The sequence below is a fragment of the Pseudomonas sp. BCRC 81390 genome (assembly GCF_030341915.1).
Lineage (GTDB): Bacteria > Pseudomonadota > Gammaproteobacteria > Pseudomonadales > Pseudomonadaceae > Aquipseudomonas.
Genome location: NZ_JATAAG010000066.1, coordinates 85536 through 104050 on the forward strand (window position 1 = coordinate 85536; position 18515 = coordinate 104050).

The 18515-nt window shown below is 64.5% G+C and carries 19 protein-coding genes and 1 other RNA gene; 11 read left to right on the forward strand and 9 right to left on the reverse strand.

Features of this window, described 5'->3' with window-relative positions; all coding sequences use genetic code 11:
- Positions 1 to 48 precede the first annotated feature (48 nt).
- The 3 genes from ubiD (at position 49) to QSV36_RS17050 (ending at position 3412) form a co-directional block, all read left to right on the forward strand.
- Positions 49 to 1515 (forward strand): 4-hydroxy-3-polyprenylbenzoate decarboxylase, encoded by a 1467-nt coding sequence (gene ubiD / locus QSV36_RS17040; protein ID WP_289133456.1) that lies wholly within the window; start codon positions 49 to 51, stop codon positions 1513 to 1515.
- Positions 1515 to 2483, forward strand: coding sequence for a CDP-6-deoxy-delta-3,4-glucoseen reductase (locus tag QSV36_RS17045; protein WP_289133457.1), 969 nt, complete (start codon positions 1515 to 1517; stop codon positions 2481 to 2483). The genes ubiD and QSV36_RS17045 overlap by 1 nt, the downstream gene beginning before the upstream one ends.
- A 278-nt stretch (positions 2484 to 2761) precedes the next feature.
- The gene (locus QSV36_RS17050) at positions 2762 to 3412 is read left to right on the forward strand and encodes a gamma-glutamylcyclotransferase (RefSeq protein ID WP_289133458.1); all 651 of its coding nucleotides are present in this window, start codon (positions 2762 to 2764) and stop codon (positions 3410 to 3412) included.
- 68 nt (positions 3413 to 3480) lie between these two features.
- On the opposite strand, the gene QSV36_RS17055 is transcribed toward QSV36_RS17050, so the two are convergent.
- Positions 3481 to 4458 (reverse strand): NADPH:quinone oxidoreductase family protein, encoded by a 978-nt coding sequence (locus tag QSV36_RS17055; protein WP_289133459.1) that lies wholly within the window; start codon positions 4456 to 4458, stop codon positions 3481 to 3483.
- Positions 4459 to 4615: 157 nt separating this feature from the next.
- Between QSV36_RS17055 and QSV36_RS17060 the strand changes: the two genes are divergently transcribed.
- Complete coding sequence (locus QSV36_RS17060) at positions 4616 to 5020, forward strand: flagellar basal body-associated protein FliL (protein WP_289133460.1); 405 nt, start codon at positions 4616 to 4618, stop codon at positions 5018 to 5020.
- A 46-nt stretch (positions 5021 to 5066) separates the two neighbouring features.
- Here the strand turns inward: QSV36_RS17060 and QSV36_RS17065 are convergent, their stop codons facing one another.
- The 4 genes from QSV36_RS17065 to QSV36_RS17080 form a co-directional block, all read right to left on the reverse strand.
- Entirely contained in the window at positions 5067 to 6179 is a 1113-nt protein-coding gene (locus tag QSV36_RS17065) for an ABC transporter permease (protein WP_289133461.1), read from the reverse strand.
- 1 nt (position 6180) lies between these two features.
- Entirely contained in the window at positions 6181 to 8901 is a 2721-nt protein-coding gene (gene rbbA / locus QSV36_RS17070) for a ribosome-associated ATPase/putative transporter RbbA (RefSeq protein WP_289133462.1), read from the reverse strand.
- The gene (locus QSV36_RS17075; RefSeq protein ID WP_289133463.1) at positions 8898 to 9857 is read right to left on the reverse strand and encodes an HlyD family secretion protein; all 960 of its coding nucleotides are present in this window, start codon (positions 9855 to 9857) and stop codon (positions 8898 to 8900) included. Before QSV36_RS17075 ends, rbbA begins: the two co-directional genes overlap by 4 nt.
- A 128-nt stretch (positions 9858 to 9985) precedes the next feature.
- Positions 9986 to 10435, reverse strand: coding sequence for an EVE domain-containing protein (locus QSV36_RS17080; RefSeq protein ID WP_289133464.1), 450 nt, complete (start codon positions 10433 to 10435; stop codon positions 9986 to 9988).
- 178 nt (positions 10436 to 10613) lie between these two features.
- Here QSV36_RS17080 and QSV36_RS17085 point away from each other — a divergent pair, with 178 nt between their 5' ends.
- Positions 10614 to 10766, forward strand: coding sequence for a hypothetical protein (locus QSV36_RS17085; protein ID WP_170033651.1), 153 nt, complete (start codon positions 10614 to 10616; stop codon positions 10764 to 10766).
- Between the two features lie 19 nt (positions 10767 to 10785).
- On the opposite strand, the gene QSV36_RS17090 is transcribed toward QSV36_RS17085, so the two are convergent.
- The 4 genes from QSV36_RS17090 to QSV36_RS17105 form a co-directional block, all read right to left on the reverse strand.
- On the reverse strand, positions 10786 to 11394 hold the full coding sequence (locus tag QSV36_RS17090) for a 5-formyltetrahydrofolate cyclo-ligase (protein WP_289133465.1): 609 nt from the start codon (positions 11392 to 11394) through the stop codon (positions 10786 to 10788).
- Between the two features lie 81 nt (positions 11395 to 11475).
- Positions 11476 to 11655, reverse strand: a non-coding RNA gene (ssrS, locus tag QSV36_RS17095) — 6S RNA.
- A gap of 17 nt (positions 11656 to 11672) precedes the next feature.
- Positions 11673 to 11993, reverse strand: coding sequence for a cell division protein ZapA (locus QSV36_RS17100; RefSeq protein ID WP_003259368.1), 321 nt, complete (start codon positions 11991 to 11993; stop codon positions 11673 to 11675).
- Positions 11990 to 12172: a TIGR02449 family protein gene (locus QSV36_RS17105; protein WP_170034340.1), complete on the reverse strand. Its 183-nt coding sequence runs from the start codon at positions 12170 to 12172 to the stop codon at positions 11990 to 11992. Before QSV36_RS17105 ends, QSV36_RS17100 begins: the two co-directional genes overlap by 4 nt.
- 185 nt (positions 12173 to 12357) lie before the next feature.
- Between QSV36_RS17105 and QSV36_RS17110 the strand changes: the two genes are divergently transcribed.
- The 6 genes from QSV36_RS17110 to QSV36_RS17135 all read left to right on the forward strand — a co-directional run bounded on the left by QSV36_RS17110 (position 12358) and on the right by QSV36_RS17135 (position 18385).
- Entirely contained in the window at positions 12358 to 12912 is a 555-nt protein-coding gene (locus tag QSV36_RS17110) for a YecA/YgfB family protein (RefSeq protein WP_225779697.1), read from the forward strand.
- Between the two features lie 20 nt (positions 12913 to 12932).
- Positions 12933 to 14267, forward strand: coding sequence for a Xaa-Pro aminopeptidase (gene pepP / locus QSV36_RS17115; RefSeq protein ID WP_289133466.1), 1335 nt, complete (start codon positions 12933 to 12935; stop codon positions 14265 to 14267).
- Entirely contained in the window at positions 14264 to 15463 is a 1200-nt protein-coding gene (gene ubiH / locus QSV36_RS17120; protein WP_289133467.1) for a 2-octaprenyl-6-methoxyphenyl hydroxylase, read from the forward strand. Before pepP ends, ubiH begins: the two co-directional genes overlap by 4 nt.
- Positions 15460 to 15945 (forward strand): DUF4442 domain-containing protein, encoded by a 486-nt coding sequence (locus QSV36_RS17125; protein WP_289133468.1) that lies wholly within the window; start codon positions 15460 to 15462, stop codon positions 15943 to 15945. Before ubiH ends, QSV36_RS17125 begins: the two co-directional genes overlap by 4 nt.
- Positions 15946 to 15954: 9 nt before the next feature.
- Positions 15955 to 17172 carry a 2-octaprenyl-3-methyl-6-methoxy-1,4-benzoquinol hydroxylase gene (locus tag QSV36_RS17130; RefSeq protein ID WP_289133469.1) on the forward strand — a complete coding sequence of 406 codons (1218 nt, stop codon included), beginning with the start codon at positions 15955 to 15957 and terminating at the stop codon, positions 17170 to 17172.
- Between the two features lie 211 nt (positions 17173 to 17383).
- Positions 17384 to 18385: an extracellular solute-binding protein gene (locus QSV36_RS17135; RefSeq protein ID WP_289133470.1), complete on the forward strand. Its 1002-nt coding sequence runs from the start codon at positions 17384 to 17386 to the stop codon at positions 18383 to 18385.
- Positions 18386 to 18515 lie beyond the last annotated feature (130 nt).

The window sequence follows — 18515 nt, forward strand, 5'->3', positions numbered from 1 at the left end:
GCGCTACACTCTGCACCCCGACCGATACGGCCAACATGAGGCTCCTGCATGCAGTATCGCGACTTGCGCGACTTCATCCGTGGCCTGGAACAGCGCGGCGAACTCAAGCGCATCCAGGTTCCGATCTCCCCTATGCTGGAAATGACTGAGGTCTGCGACCGCACCCTGCGTGCCAAGGGCCCCGCATTGCTGTTCGAAAAGCCCACCGGCTTCGACATCCCGGTGCTGGGCAACCTGTTCGGCACCCCGGAGCGCGTGGCCATGGGCATGGGCGCCGAGTCGGTCGACGAACTGCGCGAAATCGGCAAGCTGCTGGCTTTCCTCAAGGAGCCCGAGCCGCCGAAGGGCCTCAAGGATGCCTGGGCGAAGCTGCCGATCTTCAAGAAAGTCGTGTCGATGGCGCCCAAGGTGGTCAAGGACGCGGTGTGCCAGGAGGTGGTGGTCGAGGGCGACGATGTCGACCTCGGCGCGCTGCCGATCCAGCACTGCTGGCCGGGCGACGTGGCGCCGCTGATCACCTGGGGGCTCACCGTCACCCGCGGCCCGAACAAGGACCGTCAGAACCTGGGCATCTACCGCCAGCAGGTGATCGGCCGCAACAAGGTCATCATGCGCTGGCTCAGCCACCGTGGCGGCGCCCTGGACTACCGCGAGTGGTGCGAGAAAAACCCTGGCCAGCCGTTCCCGGTCGCCGTGGCCCTGGGCGCTGACCCGGCCACGATCCTCGGCGCCGTGACCCCGGTGCCGGATACCCTCTCCGAGTATGCCTTCGCCGGCCTGCTGCGCGGCAACCGTACCGAACTGGTCAAGTGCCGGGGCAGCAACCTGCAGGTACCGGCCACTGCGGAAATCGTCCTGGAAGGCGTGATCCACCCGGGCGAGATGGCCCCGGAAGGCCCGTATGGCGACCATACCGGCTACTACAACGAAGTGGACAGCTTCCCGGTATTCACCGTCGAGCGCATCACCCACCGGCAGAAACCGATCTACCACAGCACCTACACCGGGCGTCCGCCGGATGAGCCGGCGATTCTCGGCGTGGCGCTGAACGAAGTGTTCGTGCCGATCCTGCAGAAGCAGTTCCCGGAAATCGTCGACTTCTACCTGCCACCGGAGGGCTGTTCGTACCGCATGGCGGTGGTCACCATGAAAAAGCAGTACCCAGGCCACGCCAAGCGCGTAATGCTGGGTGTGTGGTCGTTCCTGCGACAGTTCATGTACACCAAGTTCGTTATTGTCACCGACGACGATATCAACGCCCGCGACTGGAACGATGTGATCTGGGCCATCACCACGCGCATGGACCCCAAGCGTGATACGGTAATGATCGACAACACGCCTATCGACTACCTGGACTTTGCATCGCCGGTATCGGGCTTGGGATCGAAGATGGGCCTGGACGCCACACACAAGTGGCCGGGCGAGACGACGCGCGAATGGGGGCGGGTCATCGTCAAGGACGAAGCCGTTACCCGCCGTATTGATGAGCTGTGGGATCAGTTGGGAATAGATTGATGCAGGTAACGTTGCAGCCGTCCGGGGCGGTGCTGGTACTCGAACCCGGGGAACGGATCCTGGATGGAGCGCGGCGGCTGGGCTATGACTGCCCGAACAGCTGCCGCAATGGCAATTGCCATGTCTGCGCCGCATTGCTGGTTGAAGGCCGGGTTCGCCAGGACGGCGCGGTCCGTGACCATGGTGAACTGTTTACCTGCATTGCCGAACCGCTGGAGGACTGCGTATTGCTCTGGGATGGTGTGCTCGCCCTGGGCGAGCTGCCGGTGCGCAAGCTGGCGTGCAGTGTCAGCGAGTGCGTCGAGGTGGGTGGCGATGTCTGGCGCGTGCGTTTGCTCGCACCGGCCGGCAGGACGCCGCGCTATCACGCCGGGCAATACCTGATGATCGAGCGCGACGGCGGCAAGCAGGCGGCGTTTTCGCTGGCTTCCGCCCCCCATTCCGGGCGTGAGCTGGAGCTGCATGTGCTGGCGCGCGAGCCCAGCGCCGTGCAACTGATCGCCCAGTTGCAGCGCGACCGCCTGGCGCGCATCGAAATGCCGTTTGGCGACACCCACCTGGCCGAGCTGCCTGACGGGCCGCTGGTGCTCATCGCCGCCGGCACGGGCATGGGCCAGATGCACAGCCTGGTCGAGCACTGCCGGGCCCAGGGTTTCCGTCACCCGGTGCATCTGTACTGGGGCGTGCGCCGACCGGAAGACTTCTACCAGATCAAACACTGGGACGAATGGCAGCGCCTGCCCAACCTGTTCCTGCATCAGGTCGTCAGCGACCTCTGCGGCTGGGAGGGCCGTTGCGGGATGCTGCATGAGGCGGTCTGCGAAGACATCGCCGACCTCAATGCCGTGCATGTGTATGCCAGCGGCTCGCCGAACATGATCTATGCCACCCTCGACGCCCTGGTCGAAGCTGGCATGGATGCGCACCGCATGCGCGCAGATGTGTTTGCCTACGCGCCACGCGGTTAATAACCGAAGTTTCAAAGTGCGGGTATAAGGCGGTAATTGTTACCGCCTTGGCCAATAACTTTCGCGCCGCCTGGAATAATTATTCCCAATCGTCGGAATGCCCGATGAAAATTTCGACATATACTTGAGCTGACGCACCGGTCTGCCTTAGGTTATGCATGTCTCCCTTGTGGCAGCTGGCTTGCCGGCGACAGGGCTGGCACAGGCAGTACAGTACGACTGCCTCGAATCGTTTTTCCGTTATATGTGTAGTTCACAGGGAATCATGGCGGCAGCTTATGTCGGCACTTGAAAGTTCGTCCTGGAAAGTTAGTTATCCTCCTTCGCTCGACTTCGGTCAGCAACTGACCCGTGAGCAACTGTACAACTCCATGCAGAGCACCATGTCTCGCCATCAGGGTGGGCCGGTCTGGCTGTTTGCCTATGGTTCCTTGATCTGGCGACCGGAGTGCAACTCCGTGGAGCGCCAGCGCGCCCGGGTACACGGTTACCATCGGGGCTTGTATCTGTGGTCGCACGAACACCGTGGCACCCCGGAAACCCCTGGGCTGGTGTTCGGTCTGGACCGGGGTGGCTCCTGCAGCGGCTTTGCCTACCGGCTGGATGAAAGCAACCTGGACGACTCGCTGATGGCCCTGTGGCAACGCGAGATGCCGTACCCGGCGTATCGGCCGCACTGGCTCAATTGCCGGCTGGGTGATGGCAGCAAGGTGCAGGCCCTGGGTTTTGTGCTGGAACGGCACCTGCCGTGCTATGCCGGGAACCTGCCCGACACCTTGCTGAGCCAGATCCTGGCCAGCGCCAAGGGGCGCTATGGCACTACGCGTGACTATGTCGAGCAGACCTTGAATGCCTTGCGTAGTCATCAGATGCCCGATCGTAACCTCGAGGCACGGTTCCGCCGTTGCCATAACCTGCGCGAAGTCTGACAACTTTACCGATCCCCTTCGCGGGCCTGTCCGCGAAGGGCCGGAACTACGGCTCAGGTTCTGCAGCGTTACCTCGCCAGCACCACCAACTTACCCACAGCCTGCCGCTGCCCCAGCCTTTCAATGGCCGCGCCCGCCTCAGCCAGTGGATAAGTCTGCGACACCAGCGGCTTCAGCTTGCCTTCGGCATGCCAGGCAAACAGTTGCTGGAAGTTGGCCGCGTTGTCCTGTGGCTGGCGTTGCGCGAACGCCCCCCAGAACACCCCCAGCACCGCTGCGCCCTTGAGCAGCACCAGGTTGGCTGCAAGTTGTGGGATGGTCCCGCTGGCAAAGCCCACCACCAACAGTCGGCCGTTCCAGGCCAGCCCGCGCACCGCTTGCTCGAACAGCCCGCCACCCACCGGGTCATAGATCACGTCCACGCCCTGGCCGCCGGTCAGGCGCTTGATCTCGTCACGCAGGCTGGCCTGGCTGTAATCAATCAGCTCATCGGCCCCGGCCGCCTTGGCTACGGCCAGCTTTTCCACGCTGCTGGCGGCCGCGATCACGCGCGCGCCCATGGCTTTGCCGATTTCCACCGCTGCCAGGCCGACCCCGCCGGACGCGCCCAGTACCAGCAGGGTTTCGCCTGCCTGCAGTTGGCCACGCTGGCGCAGGGCATGCATCGAGGTGCCGTAGGTCATGCCGAATGCGGCAGCAGTGGTGAAGTCCATGCTCGGCGGCATCGGCAGCACGTTATAGAACGGTACCGCCACCTGTTCGGCGAACGCACCCCAGCCGGTGAGTGCCATGACCCGGTCGCCGACCTTGAAGGCGCCGGCCTTTTCCCCGACCGCGGCCACCACACCTGCCGCCTCACTACCTGGGGAGAATGGCAACGGTGGTTGGAACTGGTACTTGCCTTCGATGATCAGGGTATCGGGAAAGTTGACCCCGGCAGCCTGCACATCCAGCAGGATCTCGTTCTTCTTCGGCACCGGGCTGGCCACCTCTTCCAGCACCAGGTCGCGCGCCGGGCCCAGGGTTTTGCACAACACAGCTTTCATCAGGGCTATTCCTTTGCGGGTAGTGGCCGATAAGTGTAGGAGGGCCGCCTGAGCGGTCAACGAGCATGGCCGGTCCTGATGGCGCGGCATAAGCCCGGGCTTGGGTTTGCGCGGTGTGCTGGGTAAGCTGGCGACAACTGTATTGAGGAGCGAATTCGTGAAAGCGTGGATCTTGATGGTGCTGGCGCTGCTGCTGCCGGCTGCGGCCATGGCCGAGGAAGCCAAGGAAGGGGCGCCCAAGGTCGCCTACGTCAGCCTGAGCCCGCCCTTTGTCGGCAACTATGCCCTCGATGGCAGCCCGCGGCTGCGCGTGTACAAGGCCGATGTGGCCCTGCGCGTAACCGGCGACGAAGCCGCCAAGGCGGTTAAGCATCACGAGCCGCTGATCCGCAACCAGCTGGTGGCGCTGTTCACCCAGCAGTCGGTGGAAAGCATGAGCAATGTCGAGGCCAAGGAGCATCTGCGCCAGGAAGCGCTGAAGCAGGTGCAGCAGGTGATGGAAGCGGAAGAGGGCAAACCGATCGTTGAAGACCTCTTGTTCAACAACCTGATCGTGCAGTGATCGGCAAACCGGCTCCCATAAGGGCCGCGTAGGCCCAGGGCTACATTCAGGACGCCAGGCTGCGGCGAAACCGCACCAGGGCCACGCTGAAGAACACCAGGCCGATCACGGTCAGCGCCAGGATGTCCGGCCATACCACTGTCCACCCGGCATCACGGAACAGGATAGCCGCGCCAAGGCTGACGAAGTGCGTCGATGGCGAGCCCTGCATCACCCATTGCAACCACTGCGGCATGCTGTCCAGTGGTGTGCTGCCGCCAGACAGCAATAGCATCGGGATGATCACCGGGATCGCCAACAGGCCGAACTGCGGCGTCGAGCGCGCCAGGGTGGCGAGAAAAATGCCCAAGGCCGTACTGGCGAACAGGTACAGCGCGGTCACCGCCAGGAACAGCCCCATCGAGCCGGACAGCGGCACGCCCAGTGCACCCTTGACCACCACCACCAGCGAAATCCAGGTGCAGACCACCACCACCAGCGCATTGCTGGCGATTTTTGCCAGCATGATTTCCAGTGCGGTCAGCGGCAGCACCAGCAGGTGGTCGAGGGTGCCGTGTTCGCGCTCGCGCAGCAGTGCGGTGCCGGTGAGGATGATCGCCAGGATGGTGATGTTATTGACGATCTGGATCACCGCCAGGAACCAGCCACCCTCCAGGTTGGGGTTGAACAGCGCCTTGGCATTGATCGCGATCGGGCTCTGTGCTTCCGCCCGCTGGCCGTATTCGAGCAGCTCGCGTTCGAAGATGCGGCCGATATAGCCGGCGCCCATGAACGCCTGGCTCATGGCGGTGGCATCGACGTTGATCTGCAGCTCCGGCGAGCGCCCGGCCAGCAGGTCGCTCTGGAAGTTCACCGGCACATTGATGACGAAAGTGTACTGGCCGCTGTCCATGGCCTGGTCCAGGCGCTCCGGGGCCAGCGGCACGGCGGGCTGGAACTCGGGCGGTTGCAAGGCTTCGCCGAGCTTGCGCGACAGCAGGCTGTGGTCTTCGTCGACTACCGCGACACTGGCATTGTGCACGCCGATCACCGAACCGGCGGCCGGCATGTAGATGGCCACGCTGAAGGCGTACAGCAGGAACAGCAGCAACACGCTGTCATGGCGCAGGCTGGTCAGTTCCTTGAGGCCCAGGCGCAGGGTGTGGCTGAAGTGCGACATGTCAGGCCTCCTGCTTCTTCAGCATGGCCAGGCTGAGGCCAGTGAATACGGTGAAAAAACCCAGCAGGATCAGGCATTGCGGCCACAGTTCGCGCAGGCCCAGCGCCTTGGTAAAGGTGCCGACCGCAATGTCCAGGAAGTAGCCCGCCGGGAACAGCTGGCCCATCACTGCCGCCGCACCGTCCAGCGACGAGCGTGGCACGATCAGGCCGGAAAACTGGATGGTCGGCAGGCTGGTGATGATCATGGTGCCGAGGATGGCGGCGATCTGGGTGCGGGTAAATGCCGAGATCAGCAGGCCCAGGCTGGTGGTCGCCAGCAGGTAGGCCACGCCGCCACAGGCCAGGGCCAGCACGCTGCCCTTGAGCGGTACGGCGAACAGCCAGCGGTTCATCGCTACCAGCAGCGCCAGGTTGACCAGGCTCACGGCCAGGTAGGGCATCTGCTTGCCGAGCAGGAACTCCAGGCGGGTGAGCGGTGTGGCATAGAAGTTGGTGATGGCGCCAAGCTCTTTCTCGCGGACGATGCCCAGCGCGGTAAGCATGGCCGGGATGAAGGCCAGGATCAGTGCCATCACACCCGGGCCGATGGCGTTCACGCTGACCACGTCCTGGTTGTAGCGAAAACGTGTTTCCAGACGTACCAGGTCCTGGCGTGGCTGTGGCTGTTTGCTGGCCTTCGCCAGTTGTTCGAGGTTGGCCTGGTGCACGGCTTCCACGTAGTTGCGGCTGGTTTCGGCGCGGAACGGCATGCCACCGTCGAGCCAGGCGGCCACCACCGGTTGGCGGCCGGCATACAGGTCGCGGCCAAAGCCGGGCGGAATCTCCAGCGCCAGCTTGATCTCCGAGCGCTGCAGGCGCTGGTGCATGTCGCGGGAATCGCGGATCAGCGGTTGCTCGGCGAAATAGCGCGAGCCACGGAAGGCTTCGAGGTAGGCGCGGCTTTGCGGGCTCTGGTCTTGGTCGTATACGGCGAAGGCGAGGTTTTCCACATCCAGCGAAATGCCATAACCGAAAATCACCATCATGAACATCGCGCCCAACAAGGCGAAGGCCAGGCGTACCTTGTCGCGCAGCAGTTCCTTGCCCTCTCGGCTGGCCACGGCCAGCAGGCGTCGCAGGCTGAAGCCTTGGCGTAGCGCCGGTGCAGGCGTGGCGGCCTGCTCCAGCACGGTGCTGTCGGTGGCCTGCGGGGCAAGCTCCTGGGCCTGTTCCAGGCAGCGCACGAACGCGTCTTCGAGGGTGTCGCCCTGGTACTGGCGTTGCAGGGCATCCGGCGTGTCGCAGGCCAGTACCCGACCGGCATGCATCAGTGAGATGCGGTCGCAGCGCTGCGCTTCGTTCATGAAGTGGGTGGACAGGAAAATGGTCACGCCCTGCTCGCGCGACAGTTCTACCAGCAGGCGCCAGAAATCATCGCGGGCGGCCGGGTCGACTCCGGAGGTGGGTTCGTCGAGGATCAGCACTTCCGGGCGGTGCAATACCGCGACCGCCAACGACAGGCGCTGGCGCAGGCCGAGGGGCAGGGCGCTGGACGGCTGGTCGGCGATGGCGCCGAGGTCGAAGCGCTCGATCAGCTCATCGATGCGTTGGGCGCTCTCTGCCTTGGGCAGGTCGAACAGGCGCGCATGCAGGGTCAGGTTCTGCCGTGTGCTGAGCTCGCCATACAGCGAAAAACTCTGCGACATGAAACCGACCCGCTTGCGCGTGGCCAGGTCGCTGGCATCCACCGGGCGACCGAGCAGGCTGGCGCTGCCCTCGCTGGCCGGCATCAGGCCGGTGAGCACTTTCATGGTGGTGGTCTTGCCGCAGCCGTTGGAGCCGAGAAAGCCGAAAATTTCTCCGCGGCCAATAGCGAAACTGACCTTGTTCACCGCCGTGAAGTCGCCAAAACGCAAGGTCAGGTCGTGGGCTTCGATCGCCACCGGGCCGTCAGACACCGGGCGTGGCGGGATGATCAGCGGCGGGTGTTGTGCCTTGCCCGCACCTTGGTAATGGGTGAAGGCATCGTCCAGCTTGCCGCTGGGCGTGGCCGCAGCCAATTCGTGGCTAGGCCCGGCGGCCAGCAGGCGGCCGCCATCAAGCATCAGGCAGTGCTCGAACTGTTCGGCTTCTTCCATGTACGCGGTGGCCACCAGCAGGGTCAGTTGTGGGCGCTGCGCGCGAACCTCTTCGATCAGCTCCCAGAAGCGCCGCCGCGACAGCGGGTCGACGCCGGTGGTCGGCTCATCGAGGATCAGCAGGTCCGGCTCGTGGATCAACGCACAACACAGGCCCAGTTTCTGTTTCATGCCGCCTGACAACTTGCCCGCCGGGCGCTCGGCGAAGCGCTGCAGGTCGGTGGCCTGCAGCAGGTTGGCCATGCGCTGCTCGCATTCACGGCGGCCGAGGCCGAACAGGGTGGCGAAAAAGCGGATGTTCTCGCTGATCGACAGTTCCGGATAAAGGTTGTTGCCAAGCCCTTGCGGCATGAACGCCACTTTGGGGTACAGCGCCGCGCGATGGCGCCGCTGACGGATCGAACCACCCAACACCTGCAGTTCGCCCTGTTGCAGGCGCTTGACCCCGGCGATCAGGCCCAGCAGGGTCGATTTGCCAGCCCCGTCCGGGCCGATCAGTGCGCAGCGGGTGCCAGCCGGCAGGCTGAAGCCGAGGGCTTGCAAGGCCGCCCTGTTGCCGTAGCAGTGGCTGATGCGTTCGGCCAGCAGTGCCGGGGCGTTCATTGCAGGTTGGCCGGCCAGTCCACCTCAGCCGTGCGTACATAGCCGGCGCCTGGCATGCCCGGTTTGGCCTGCGGTACGGCGCCCGGGTCACTCAGGCGCAGTTTGACCCGGAACACCAGCTTCTGCCGCTCGTCGCGGGTTTCCACCTGTTTGGGTGTGAACTGGGCCTTGGCCGCGACGAAGGCGACCTTCGCTGGCAGCGCCCGCTCGGGCAGGGCGTCGAGCACGATGCGCGCTTGATCGCCGACGGTCAGACGGCCACTGGTAGAGGCCGGCAGGTACAGGTTCATGTACTGGTCGCTGGGGTCGATCAGCATCAATACCCGGCCGCCGGCACCCAGTACTTCACCGGGTTCGGCCAGGCGCAGCTGAATGATGCCGTTGATCGGCGCGCGCAGGCTGCTGTCGTCGATTTCGCTGGTGAGCTGCGCCACCTGGGCTTCGGCAGCTCCGATGGCAGCCTTGATGGCGGCCAACTGGGCACGGGCGGCGACCGCCGCTGCGTTTGCCGTGTCGAAGCGCGCCTGTTGCTGGTCAAGCAACTGCTGGCTGGCGTATTTGCGCTGGAAAATCTCGCGCACACGCTTGAGTTCCTGGCTGGCCAGCAGCAGTTCGCTCTGGCGCAGCTGCACGCTGGCCTGGGCGGCGGCGTAGTTTTCGCGGGCGCGCAGCACTTCGGCTTCGGCCTGGCTGCGTTGGGCTTCCAGGGTGCGTGTGTCGATACGTGCAAGTAATTGCCCGCGGGTTACCTTGTCACCTTCGTCGACCAGCACTTCGGCCAGGCGGCCGGGGATCTTGCTGGCGATTTGCACTTCGGTGGCTTCGAGGCGGCCATTGCCCATGCTCAGACCTTCAGGCAACTGGTCATGCAGCGACTTCCAGTACCCCAGCCCAGCGGCTGCCGCAAGCAGGGCGAGCAGCGCGGTGGCGAAGATTCTGGGGGCGTATCGGTTCATTGTTCTGCATCCTTGCGGTCATGCACACTGCATCATGGCCTGCGGCCATGCGTGGCGTGTTGACATTGGTCAAATCCATGACTGGGCCACAAGGCGGCCCCCTTTGGTTCATGACCTTAGCTGCAGTTTCAACGCAAAGCGACAATCACCGCCCATTGCTCCGCAGTCACCGGCATCACCGACAGACGGCTGCCCTTCTGTACCAGCGGCAGTTCGGCCAGGCCGGCCTGTTGCTTCAGCCGGCCCAGTTCCAGTACCCGTGGCAGCGTCTGCACATGGGCCACATCCACCGCACTCCACGGGTTCTTGTCCGGCGTGGCCTTGGCGTCGTAATAAGGGCTTTGCGGATCCAGCGCGGTCGGGTCCGGGTAGGCCGCGCGGGTGATTCTGGCAATGCCGGCAATGCCCGGTTGCGGGCAGCTGGAGTGGTAGAAGAAAAACTCGTCGCCAACGCTCATCGCGCGCAGAAAGTTACGTGCCTGATAGTTGCGCACGCCGTCCCAGCGCGCTTCGCCGAGGCGGCCAAGGGCTTCGATGGAGAGCTCGTCGGGCTCGGACTTCATCAGCCAGTAGGCCATGAAAGTGCTCCTGAAAAAGTTTGAAATAACCTGTTGCACGAAACCGACAGCCGGTTGACGTCAAGGTTTGCGTGTGGACGCAGGTTGTCGGAAAATGCGCCCCGTTAAAAGCGCGATGCTCCGGCGGTACCCAGAAAATCGCCGAGTACTGAACAGTTTGCCGGGGGGGCAATCTTCGATGAATCAACGCAACAAGCCAGACTTGCTGTGGGTCCTGGTGTTCATTTTCGGCCTGGGTGTGGTCACTACCGGTTATGCGCAAGGGTTCTGGGAGCGCAAGCTGGACAACGCCTACCAGATGCCGGTCGACGCCAGCCAGCCACAACGTTGATACCCCTCGCTGGCGCCCGTCAACGTGGCGCCAGGTACCAGCCGCGGTCCGAGACCGTGCCCTGCAGTGGTACATCCCAGCTGGCCTGCGCCAGCCGCTCGACCTTCTGGCATTCATGCGCCAGCCCTAACAGCAATGGCTTTTTCCAGGTCTGGCGACGCGCCTGGTAGGCCAGGCTGCGATCATAGAAGCCGCCGCCCATTCCCAGGCGCCCGCCCACTTCGTCGAAACCGACCAGCGGTAGCAGGATCAGGTCCAGCGACCAGATCGGGCGCTGGCGCTTGCGCTCGGTGACAGGCTCGGGAATGCGAAAGCGGTTGGGCTTGAGTTTTTCACCCTGGTCGAAGCGCTGGAATACCATGCGTGTGCGTGGCCAGGCGTGGAGTACCGGCAGGTAGACTCGCTTGCCACGGCGCTGGGCCTCGCGCAGCAGCAGGGCCGGGTCGATCTCGCCGTCATTGGGCAGGTACAGGGCAATGTGCCGGGCCCGGCGGAACAGCGGGTGTTGCGCCAGCTGGCGGTACAGGCCGACAGCGGCCTGGCGTTGCTGGGCCGGGGTGAGGGCGCGGCGGGCATTGCGCAGCAGGCGACGAAGCTGGGGGCGGGTGAGCGGCGCGGTGTCGGTCATGGCACGAGCGGTCCCAAGTGCGTTGGTCGGCATGGCCGACCAAAACGAATTGCCCGCCGGTAGAGGCGGGCAAGAGAATTCAGGCTCCCCGATAAGACCGCTATCGGTGTAGCCCTTGAACCCGAAAGTTCAAGGTGGAGATTGCAGGGGGCGTTAAGGCTTTCCGTCGGGCGGACATGCACACCGGCCCCAGCGTGCAACCCCCGTGGTTGTGCGTATCGGCTCAGGGACATAACCGACTGGCGCATCCCCCAGGGAGTGGCGCCAGTATAACAACCTCAGCCGATTTTGGTATCCGCATCGTCGGACAGCGCCTGGTCGACCCGCTCCAGCAGGTCGCGCACCTGTTCGCGGGTGGTGCCGCCGGCCGGCGCATCGTTGCGGTCTTCCTGGCGGTGCAGCATTTCGTGGGTGATGTTCAACGCCGCCATGACCGCGATGCGGTCGGCGCCGATCACCTTGCCGCTGCTGCGGATTTCGCGCATCTTGCCGTCCAGGTAGCGCGCCGCGCTGACCAGGTTGTTGCGCTCTTCCGGCGGGCAGATGATCGAGTATTCCTTGTCGAGGATCTGCACGGTGACGCTATTGCTTGAACTCATGAGTCTTGCTCCAGAGCCTTGAGGCGTAAAATCATCGACTCGACCTTGCGCCTGGCGATCTCGTTCTTTTCGATGAGGTGGGCGCGCTCTTCGCGCCAGGATTTTTCCTGAGCTACTAGGAGTGCATTTTGCCGTTTTAGTTGCTCGACGCGTTGGATCAGCAACTCGAATCGGCTCATCAGTGCCTGCAGGTCGTTCTCTTGCGTGGGTTGCACTCGATTCGCTCCGTCGTTGAGTCACCGTGGCGATGATGATGCCTCTCGCCGGGCGGCAACGGCCAGTGCCGATGGTCTTGGCGCGCCTGCCGGTGCTAGGATACAAGGTCTCCATTCTAGTCATTGCGCCGTCTGGCGCCTAGCTGCCCATGCCCAATACCCAATCGCCTTACGTTGCCTTCGCCATGCTGCTGTCCAGCAATGGCCATCCTGTCACCCCGGCCGAACTGCACGGCCTGCTGATCGGCCGCAGTTGCGCCGGTGCCGGCTTCGACGCCGAAGGCTGGCTGGCCGATGCCGCCCAGCTGCTGGAAACCGAGCCTGGCGACACGGTGCGCAACGCCCTGGTCGGCCTGCAGGAAATGGTCAAGGGCGAGCTGACCAGCGACGACATGGCAATCGTCCTGCTGCTGCCTTCCGACGACGCCGCCCTGGGCGACCGTGCCACCGCACTGGGCCAGTGGTGCCAGGGCTTCATTACCGGGTTCGGTCTGAATGCCGGGGGCAAGGACCTGTCCAGCGAGGCCAAGGAAGTGCTGCAGGACCTGGTGGCCATTTCCCAGGTCCAGGAAGCTCTCGAAGAGTCCGAGGATGGCGAGAGCGACTACATGGAGGTCATGGAATACCTGCGTGTGGCGCCGCTGCTGCTGTTCTCCGAGCTGGCCAAGCCGGCCGCCCCCGCGCCCAAGCCATCGCTGCACTGATCAACCGGGGTAGTCTGCCCATGAGCCACATTCCCAAGGCCGAATATGCCCGTCGGCGCAAGGCGCTGATGGCGCAGATGGTCCCCAACAGCATCGCCATCCTGCCCGCCGCTGCGGTTGCCATTCGTAACCGCGACGTCGAGCATGTGTACCGCCAGGACAGCGACTTCCAGTACCTCAGCGGCTTTCCGGAGCCGGAGGCAGTGATTGCGCTGATTCCGGGGCGCGAGCATGGCGAATACGTGCTGTTCTGCCGTGAACGCAACCCCGAGCGCGAGCTGTGGGACGGCCTGCGCGCCGGCCAGGAGGGCGCGGTGCGCGACTTCGGCGCCGACGATGCCTTCCCCATCACCGATATCGACGAGATCCTGCCGGGCCTGATCGAAGGCCGTGAGCGGGTCTACAGCGCCATGGGCAGCAACCCTGAATTCGACCGCCGGCTGATGGACTGGATCAACGTGATCCGCTCCAAGGCACGCCTGGGCGCCCAGCCGCCGAACGAGTTCGTTGCGCTGGATCATCTGCTGCACGACATGCGTCTGTATAAATCAGCGGCGGAAGTGAAGGTGATGCGCGCTGCCGCAGACATTTCGGCACGCGCCCACGTGCGGGCCATGCAGGCCTGTCGGGCCGGGCTGCATGAATACAGCCTGGAAGCCGAACTGGATTACGAGTTCCGCAAGGGTGGGGCGAAGATGCCGGCCTACGGCTCGATCGTCGCGGCCGGGCGCAATGCCTGCATCCTGCATTATCAGCAGAACGACGCCCCGCTCAAGGATGGCGACCTGGTGCTGATCGATGCCGGCTGCGAGATCGACTGCTACGCCAGCGACATCACCCGTACCTTCCCGGTCAGCGGGCGTTTTTCGCCCGAGCAGAAGGCCATCTACGAGCTGGTGCTCAAGGCCCAGGCCGCGGCGTTTGCCGAAATTGCTCCGGGCAAGCACTGGAACCACGCCCACGAGGCGACCGTGCGGGTCATCACCGAGGGCCTGGTGGAACTGGGCCTGCTCGAAGGCGACGTGCAGGCGCTGATCGACAGTGAGGCCTATCGCGCCTTCTACATGCACCGCGCCGGGCACTGGCTGGGCATGGATGTGCATGACGTGGGTGAGTACAAGGTTGGCGGCGAATGGCGGGTGCTTGAACCCGGCATGGCGCTGACCGTCGAGCCGGGCATCTATATCGGCGCCGACAATCAGGCCGTGGCGAAGAAGTGGCGCGGCATCGGTGTAAGAATCGAGGATGACGTGGTGGTGACCAGGCAAGGCTGTGAAATCCTGACTTCGGGCGTGCCGCGCACGGTCGTCGAGATCGAGGCGCTGATGCAGGCTGCGCGCAAGGACGCCGCATGAACCGGGTGAATCTGGCGATCATCGGTGGCGGCCTGGTCGGGGCAAGCCTGGCCCTGGCCTTGCAGGCCGGGGCCAAGGCGCGCGGCTGGAAAGTCCTGCTGATCGAGCCGTTCGCCCCCGGCGACAACTTTCAGCCCAGCTACGATGCGCGTTCGTCGGCGCTGTCGTTCGGCACCCGGCAGATCTACCAGCAGTTGGGCTTGTGGCAGGCGATCGAGCGCCGCGCCGAGCCGATCCGACAGATTCACGTTTCCGACCGCGGGCGCTTCGGCGCTACTCGCCTGGATGCCCAGGAAGAGGGTGTGCCGGCGCTGGGCTACGTGGTGGAAAACGCCTGGTTGGGCCAATGCCTGTGGCAAGGGCTGGACAGCGAAGTTGTGAGCTGGCGCTGCCCGGCGGAAGTGACCTCGATGCAGGCAATCGAAGGTGGTTACCGGTTGCTGCTGAACGATGACACCCCGCTGGAATGTGACCTGGCGGTGCTCGCCGACGGCGGCCGCTCCGGCCTGCGCGAACAGCTGGGCATCCATGTGCGCCACACGCCTTACCAACAAAGCGCGTTGATCGCCAATGTCACCCCGGGCGAGGCCCACGGCGGCCAGGCCTTCGAGCGGTTCACCGAAGACGGCCCCATGGCCTTGCTGCCGCTGCCGGAAAACCGCTGCGCCCTGGTCTGGACGCGCCAGGGCATGGATGCGCGGCGCCTGGCCGATATCGACGAGCGCCAGTTCCTGCGTGAGTTGCAGGCAGTGTTCGGCTACCGCCTGGGCGCGCTGCGCCAGGTCGGTGCGCGGCACCTCTATCCGCTGTCGCTGATCGAGGCCGAGGAGCAGGTGCGGCCGCATCTGGTGGTGCTGGGCAACGCCGCGCACAGCCTGCACCCCATCGCCGGGCAGGGCTTCAACCTGTCGCTGCGTGACGTGCAGGCGCTGGCCGAGGCACTGCTGGCCGGCCCGCAGCGGCCTGGCGACCTGACCACCTTGCAGGCTTATCAACAGCGCCAGCGCCTGGACCAGGCCCTGACCATCGGTTTTTCCGATCAGGTTACCCGCCTGTTTGGCAGCAGCCAGCCGTTGCTGGCCGCCGGACGCAACCTCGGGCTGCTCGGGCTCGACCTGCTGCCGCCGGCGAAAAGCTGGTTTGCCCGCCAGGCCATGGGCCTGGGTACCCGCCCAGATTCGCGGGGGCAGGCATGACCGCTGATGCACGCCGGCTGGCGTGCCGCGCGCGCCTGTTGCGCTGGCGCCTGAACCTGTTCCCGCCGCACCTCGGCGCCGGTATTCGCGTGCAGCACATCAGCGCTGACCTGCGTAGCGTCAAGGTAGCGATGAAGCTGACCCGCTGGAACCGCAACTACGTCGGTACCCAGTGCGGCGGCAGCCTGTACGGCATGGTCGACCCGTTCTACATGCTCTTGCTGATCGAGCAGCTGGGGCGCGACTACATTGTCTGGGACAAGGCCGCCAGTATCGATTTCATTTCACCGGGCAAAGGCCCGGTGTATGCCGAACTCCACGTCGATGACGCGTTGCTGGACGAGATCCGTCAGCAGACCGCCACCGGCAAGAAGTGCCTGCCGCGGTTGCAGGTCGATATTCGCGACGGCGCCGGCGAGCTGGTGGCGCGTGTCGACAAAACCCTTTATGTGCGGCTCAAGCCGCAAGCGAGGCTGGCGTAAGGCATGGAAATGCGCGCAGATCTGTTGATTGTCGGTGCCGGTATGGTCGGCAGCGCCCTGGCCCTGGCGTTACGCCACAGCGGCCTGCAAGTCCTCTTGCTCGACGGCGGCCCGCTGGCGGTCAAGCCGTTCGATGCCCAGGCCCCGTTCGAACCGCGAGTCAGTGCGCTGTCGGCGGCCAGCCAGCGCATCCTCGAGCGCCTGGGCGCCTGGGATGGCATTGCCCGGCGGCGTGCCACGCCTTACTCGGACATGCACGTATGGGATGGCAGCGGTACCGGCCAGATTCACTTCTCGGCCGCCAGCGTGCATGCCCAGGTACTTGGCCATATCGTCGAGAACCGGGTGGTGCAGGATGGCCTGCTGGAGCGCCTGCATGACAGCGATATCGGTCTGCTGGCCAATGCGCGGCTCGAACAGCTGCGCCGCTCAGGCGATGAATGGCTGCTGAGCCTGGCCGATGGCCGCCGGCTGCGCGCGCCGCTGGTGATTGCGGCCGACGGCGCCAACTCGGCAGTGCGGCGCCTGGCTGGCTGCGAAACCCGCGAGTGGGATTACCTGCACCATGCCATCGTCACCAGCGTGCGCTGCAGCGCCAGGCACCAGGCCACGGCCTGGCAGCGGTTCACCGATGAAGGGCCGTTGGCGTTCCTGCCGTTGACCCGCGATGGCCAGCAGGACTGGTGCTCGATCGTCTGGTCGACCACGCCGGAGCATGCCGAGCAGTTGATGGCCTTGGACGAAGTGGCTTTCGTCAAGGCCCTGCAGCAGGCTTTCGAGGGGCGCCTGGGGGATGTGCTGCAGGCCGACCCGCGGCTGTGCGTGCCGTTGCGCCAGCGCCATGCCAAGCGCTATGTGGATGAAGGCCTGGCCTTGATCGGCGATGCTGCGCACACCATTCACCCGTTGGCCGGGCAGGGTGTCAACCTGGGCTTCCTCGATGCTGCCGTGCTGGCCGAGGTGCTGGTCAATGCCTGCGAGCGTGGCGAGCGGCTGGCGGATGTAAAGGTGCTCAGCCGTTACGAGCGTCGGCGCATGCCGCACAACCTGGCGCTGATGGCGGCGATGGAAGGGTTCGAGCGGTTGTTCCAGGCCAATCCGCTGCCGTTGCGCTGGTTACGTAACACTGGCTTGAAGCTGGTGCAGCAGATGCCGGAGGCCAAGGCGCTGTTCGTGCGCCAGGCGCTGGGTTTGACCGGTGATCTGCCGGATCTCGCCAAGGCATGAGATTGCTGAAAACTGTGGGAGCGGGCAAGCCCGCGAAACAGGCAACGCGGTGTATGGCACCGGCTTTGCCGGTGTTCGCGGGCTTGTCCGCTCCCACAGGAGCCTCGCAACTGTTATCCCTCTGCAACATCCAGTAACGGCTAGGTAGATGAGCGGGAAAATGGGATTCACTACCATTTGCGCCTCTCATACGATCCGAGGAGCGCTTTCCATGTTGCCACGCAAGCCCCTACTGGCCGCCCTGGCCCTGACCCTGTTCGGCGGCACTGCCCAGGCGGCGGACGAAGTGGTGGTGTACTCCTCGCGCATCGACGAGCTGATCAAACCGGTATTCGATGCCTATACCGCCAAGACCGGGGTGAAGATCAAGTTCATCACCGACAAGGAAGCCCCGCTGATGCAACGCATCAAGGCCGAGGGTGACAACGGCGTGGCCGACCTGCTGCTGACCGTCGATGCCGGCAACCTGTGGCAGGCCGAGCAGATGGGCATCCTGCAGCCGATCAAGTCCGCAATCATCGACCAGAACATCCCGCCGCAGTACCGCGCGTCGTCGCATGACTGGACCGGCCTGAGCCTGCGCGCGCGCACCATCATCTATTCCACCGAGCGGGTCAAGCCGGAGGAATTGAGCACCTATGAAGCGCTGGCCGACAAGCAATGGGAGGGCCGCCTGTGCCTGCGTACGGCGAAGAAGGTGTACAACCAGTCGCTGACTGCCACCCTGATCGAGACCCACGGTGAGGCGAAGACCGAGCAGATCGTCAAAGGCTGGGTCAACAACCTGTCCACCGACGTGTTCTCCGATGACAACGCAGTAATCCAGGCCATCGAGGCTGGCCAGTGCGACGTGGGCGTGGTCAACACCTATTACTATGGCCGTCTGCACCAGCAGAACCCGAAACTGCCGGTGAAGATCTTCTGGCCCAACCAGGGCGACCGTGGCGTGCACGTGAACCTGTCCGGCATCGGCCTGACCAGGCATGCGCCACACCCGGAGGCGGCGAAGAAGCTGGTGGAGTGGATGACCGGTGAAGAGGCGCAAAAGCTGTTTGCCGATATCAACCAGGAGTTCCCGGCCAACCCGAAGGTCAAGCCATCGGACGAAGTGGCAGCGTGGGGGAGCTTCAAGGCGGACAGCATTCCGGTGGAAATCGCCGGCAAGCGCCAGGCTGAAGCGATTCGCTTGATGGACCGGGCTGGCTGGAACTAAGCGCCAGGCTTTATCCTTCCGGGGCTTATCAGGCCTTTTCGCGGGCACGCCCGCTCCCACCGGTTGCCCACTGCCGTCGACGCATGTGGGGTCCCTGTGGGAGCGGGCATGCCCGCGAACGACCGCAAGG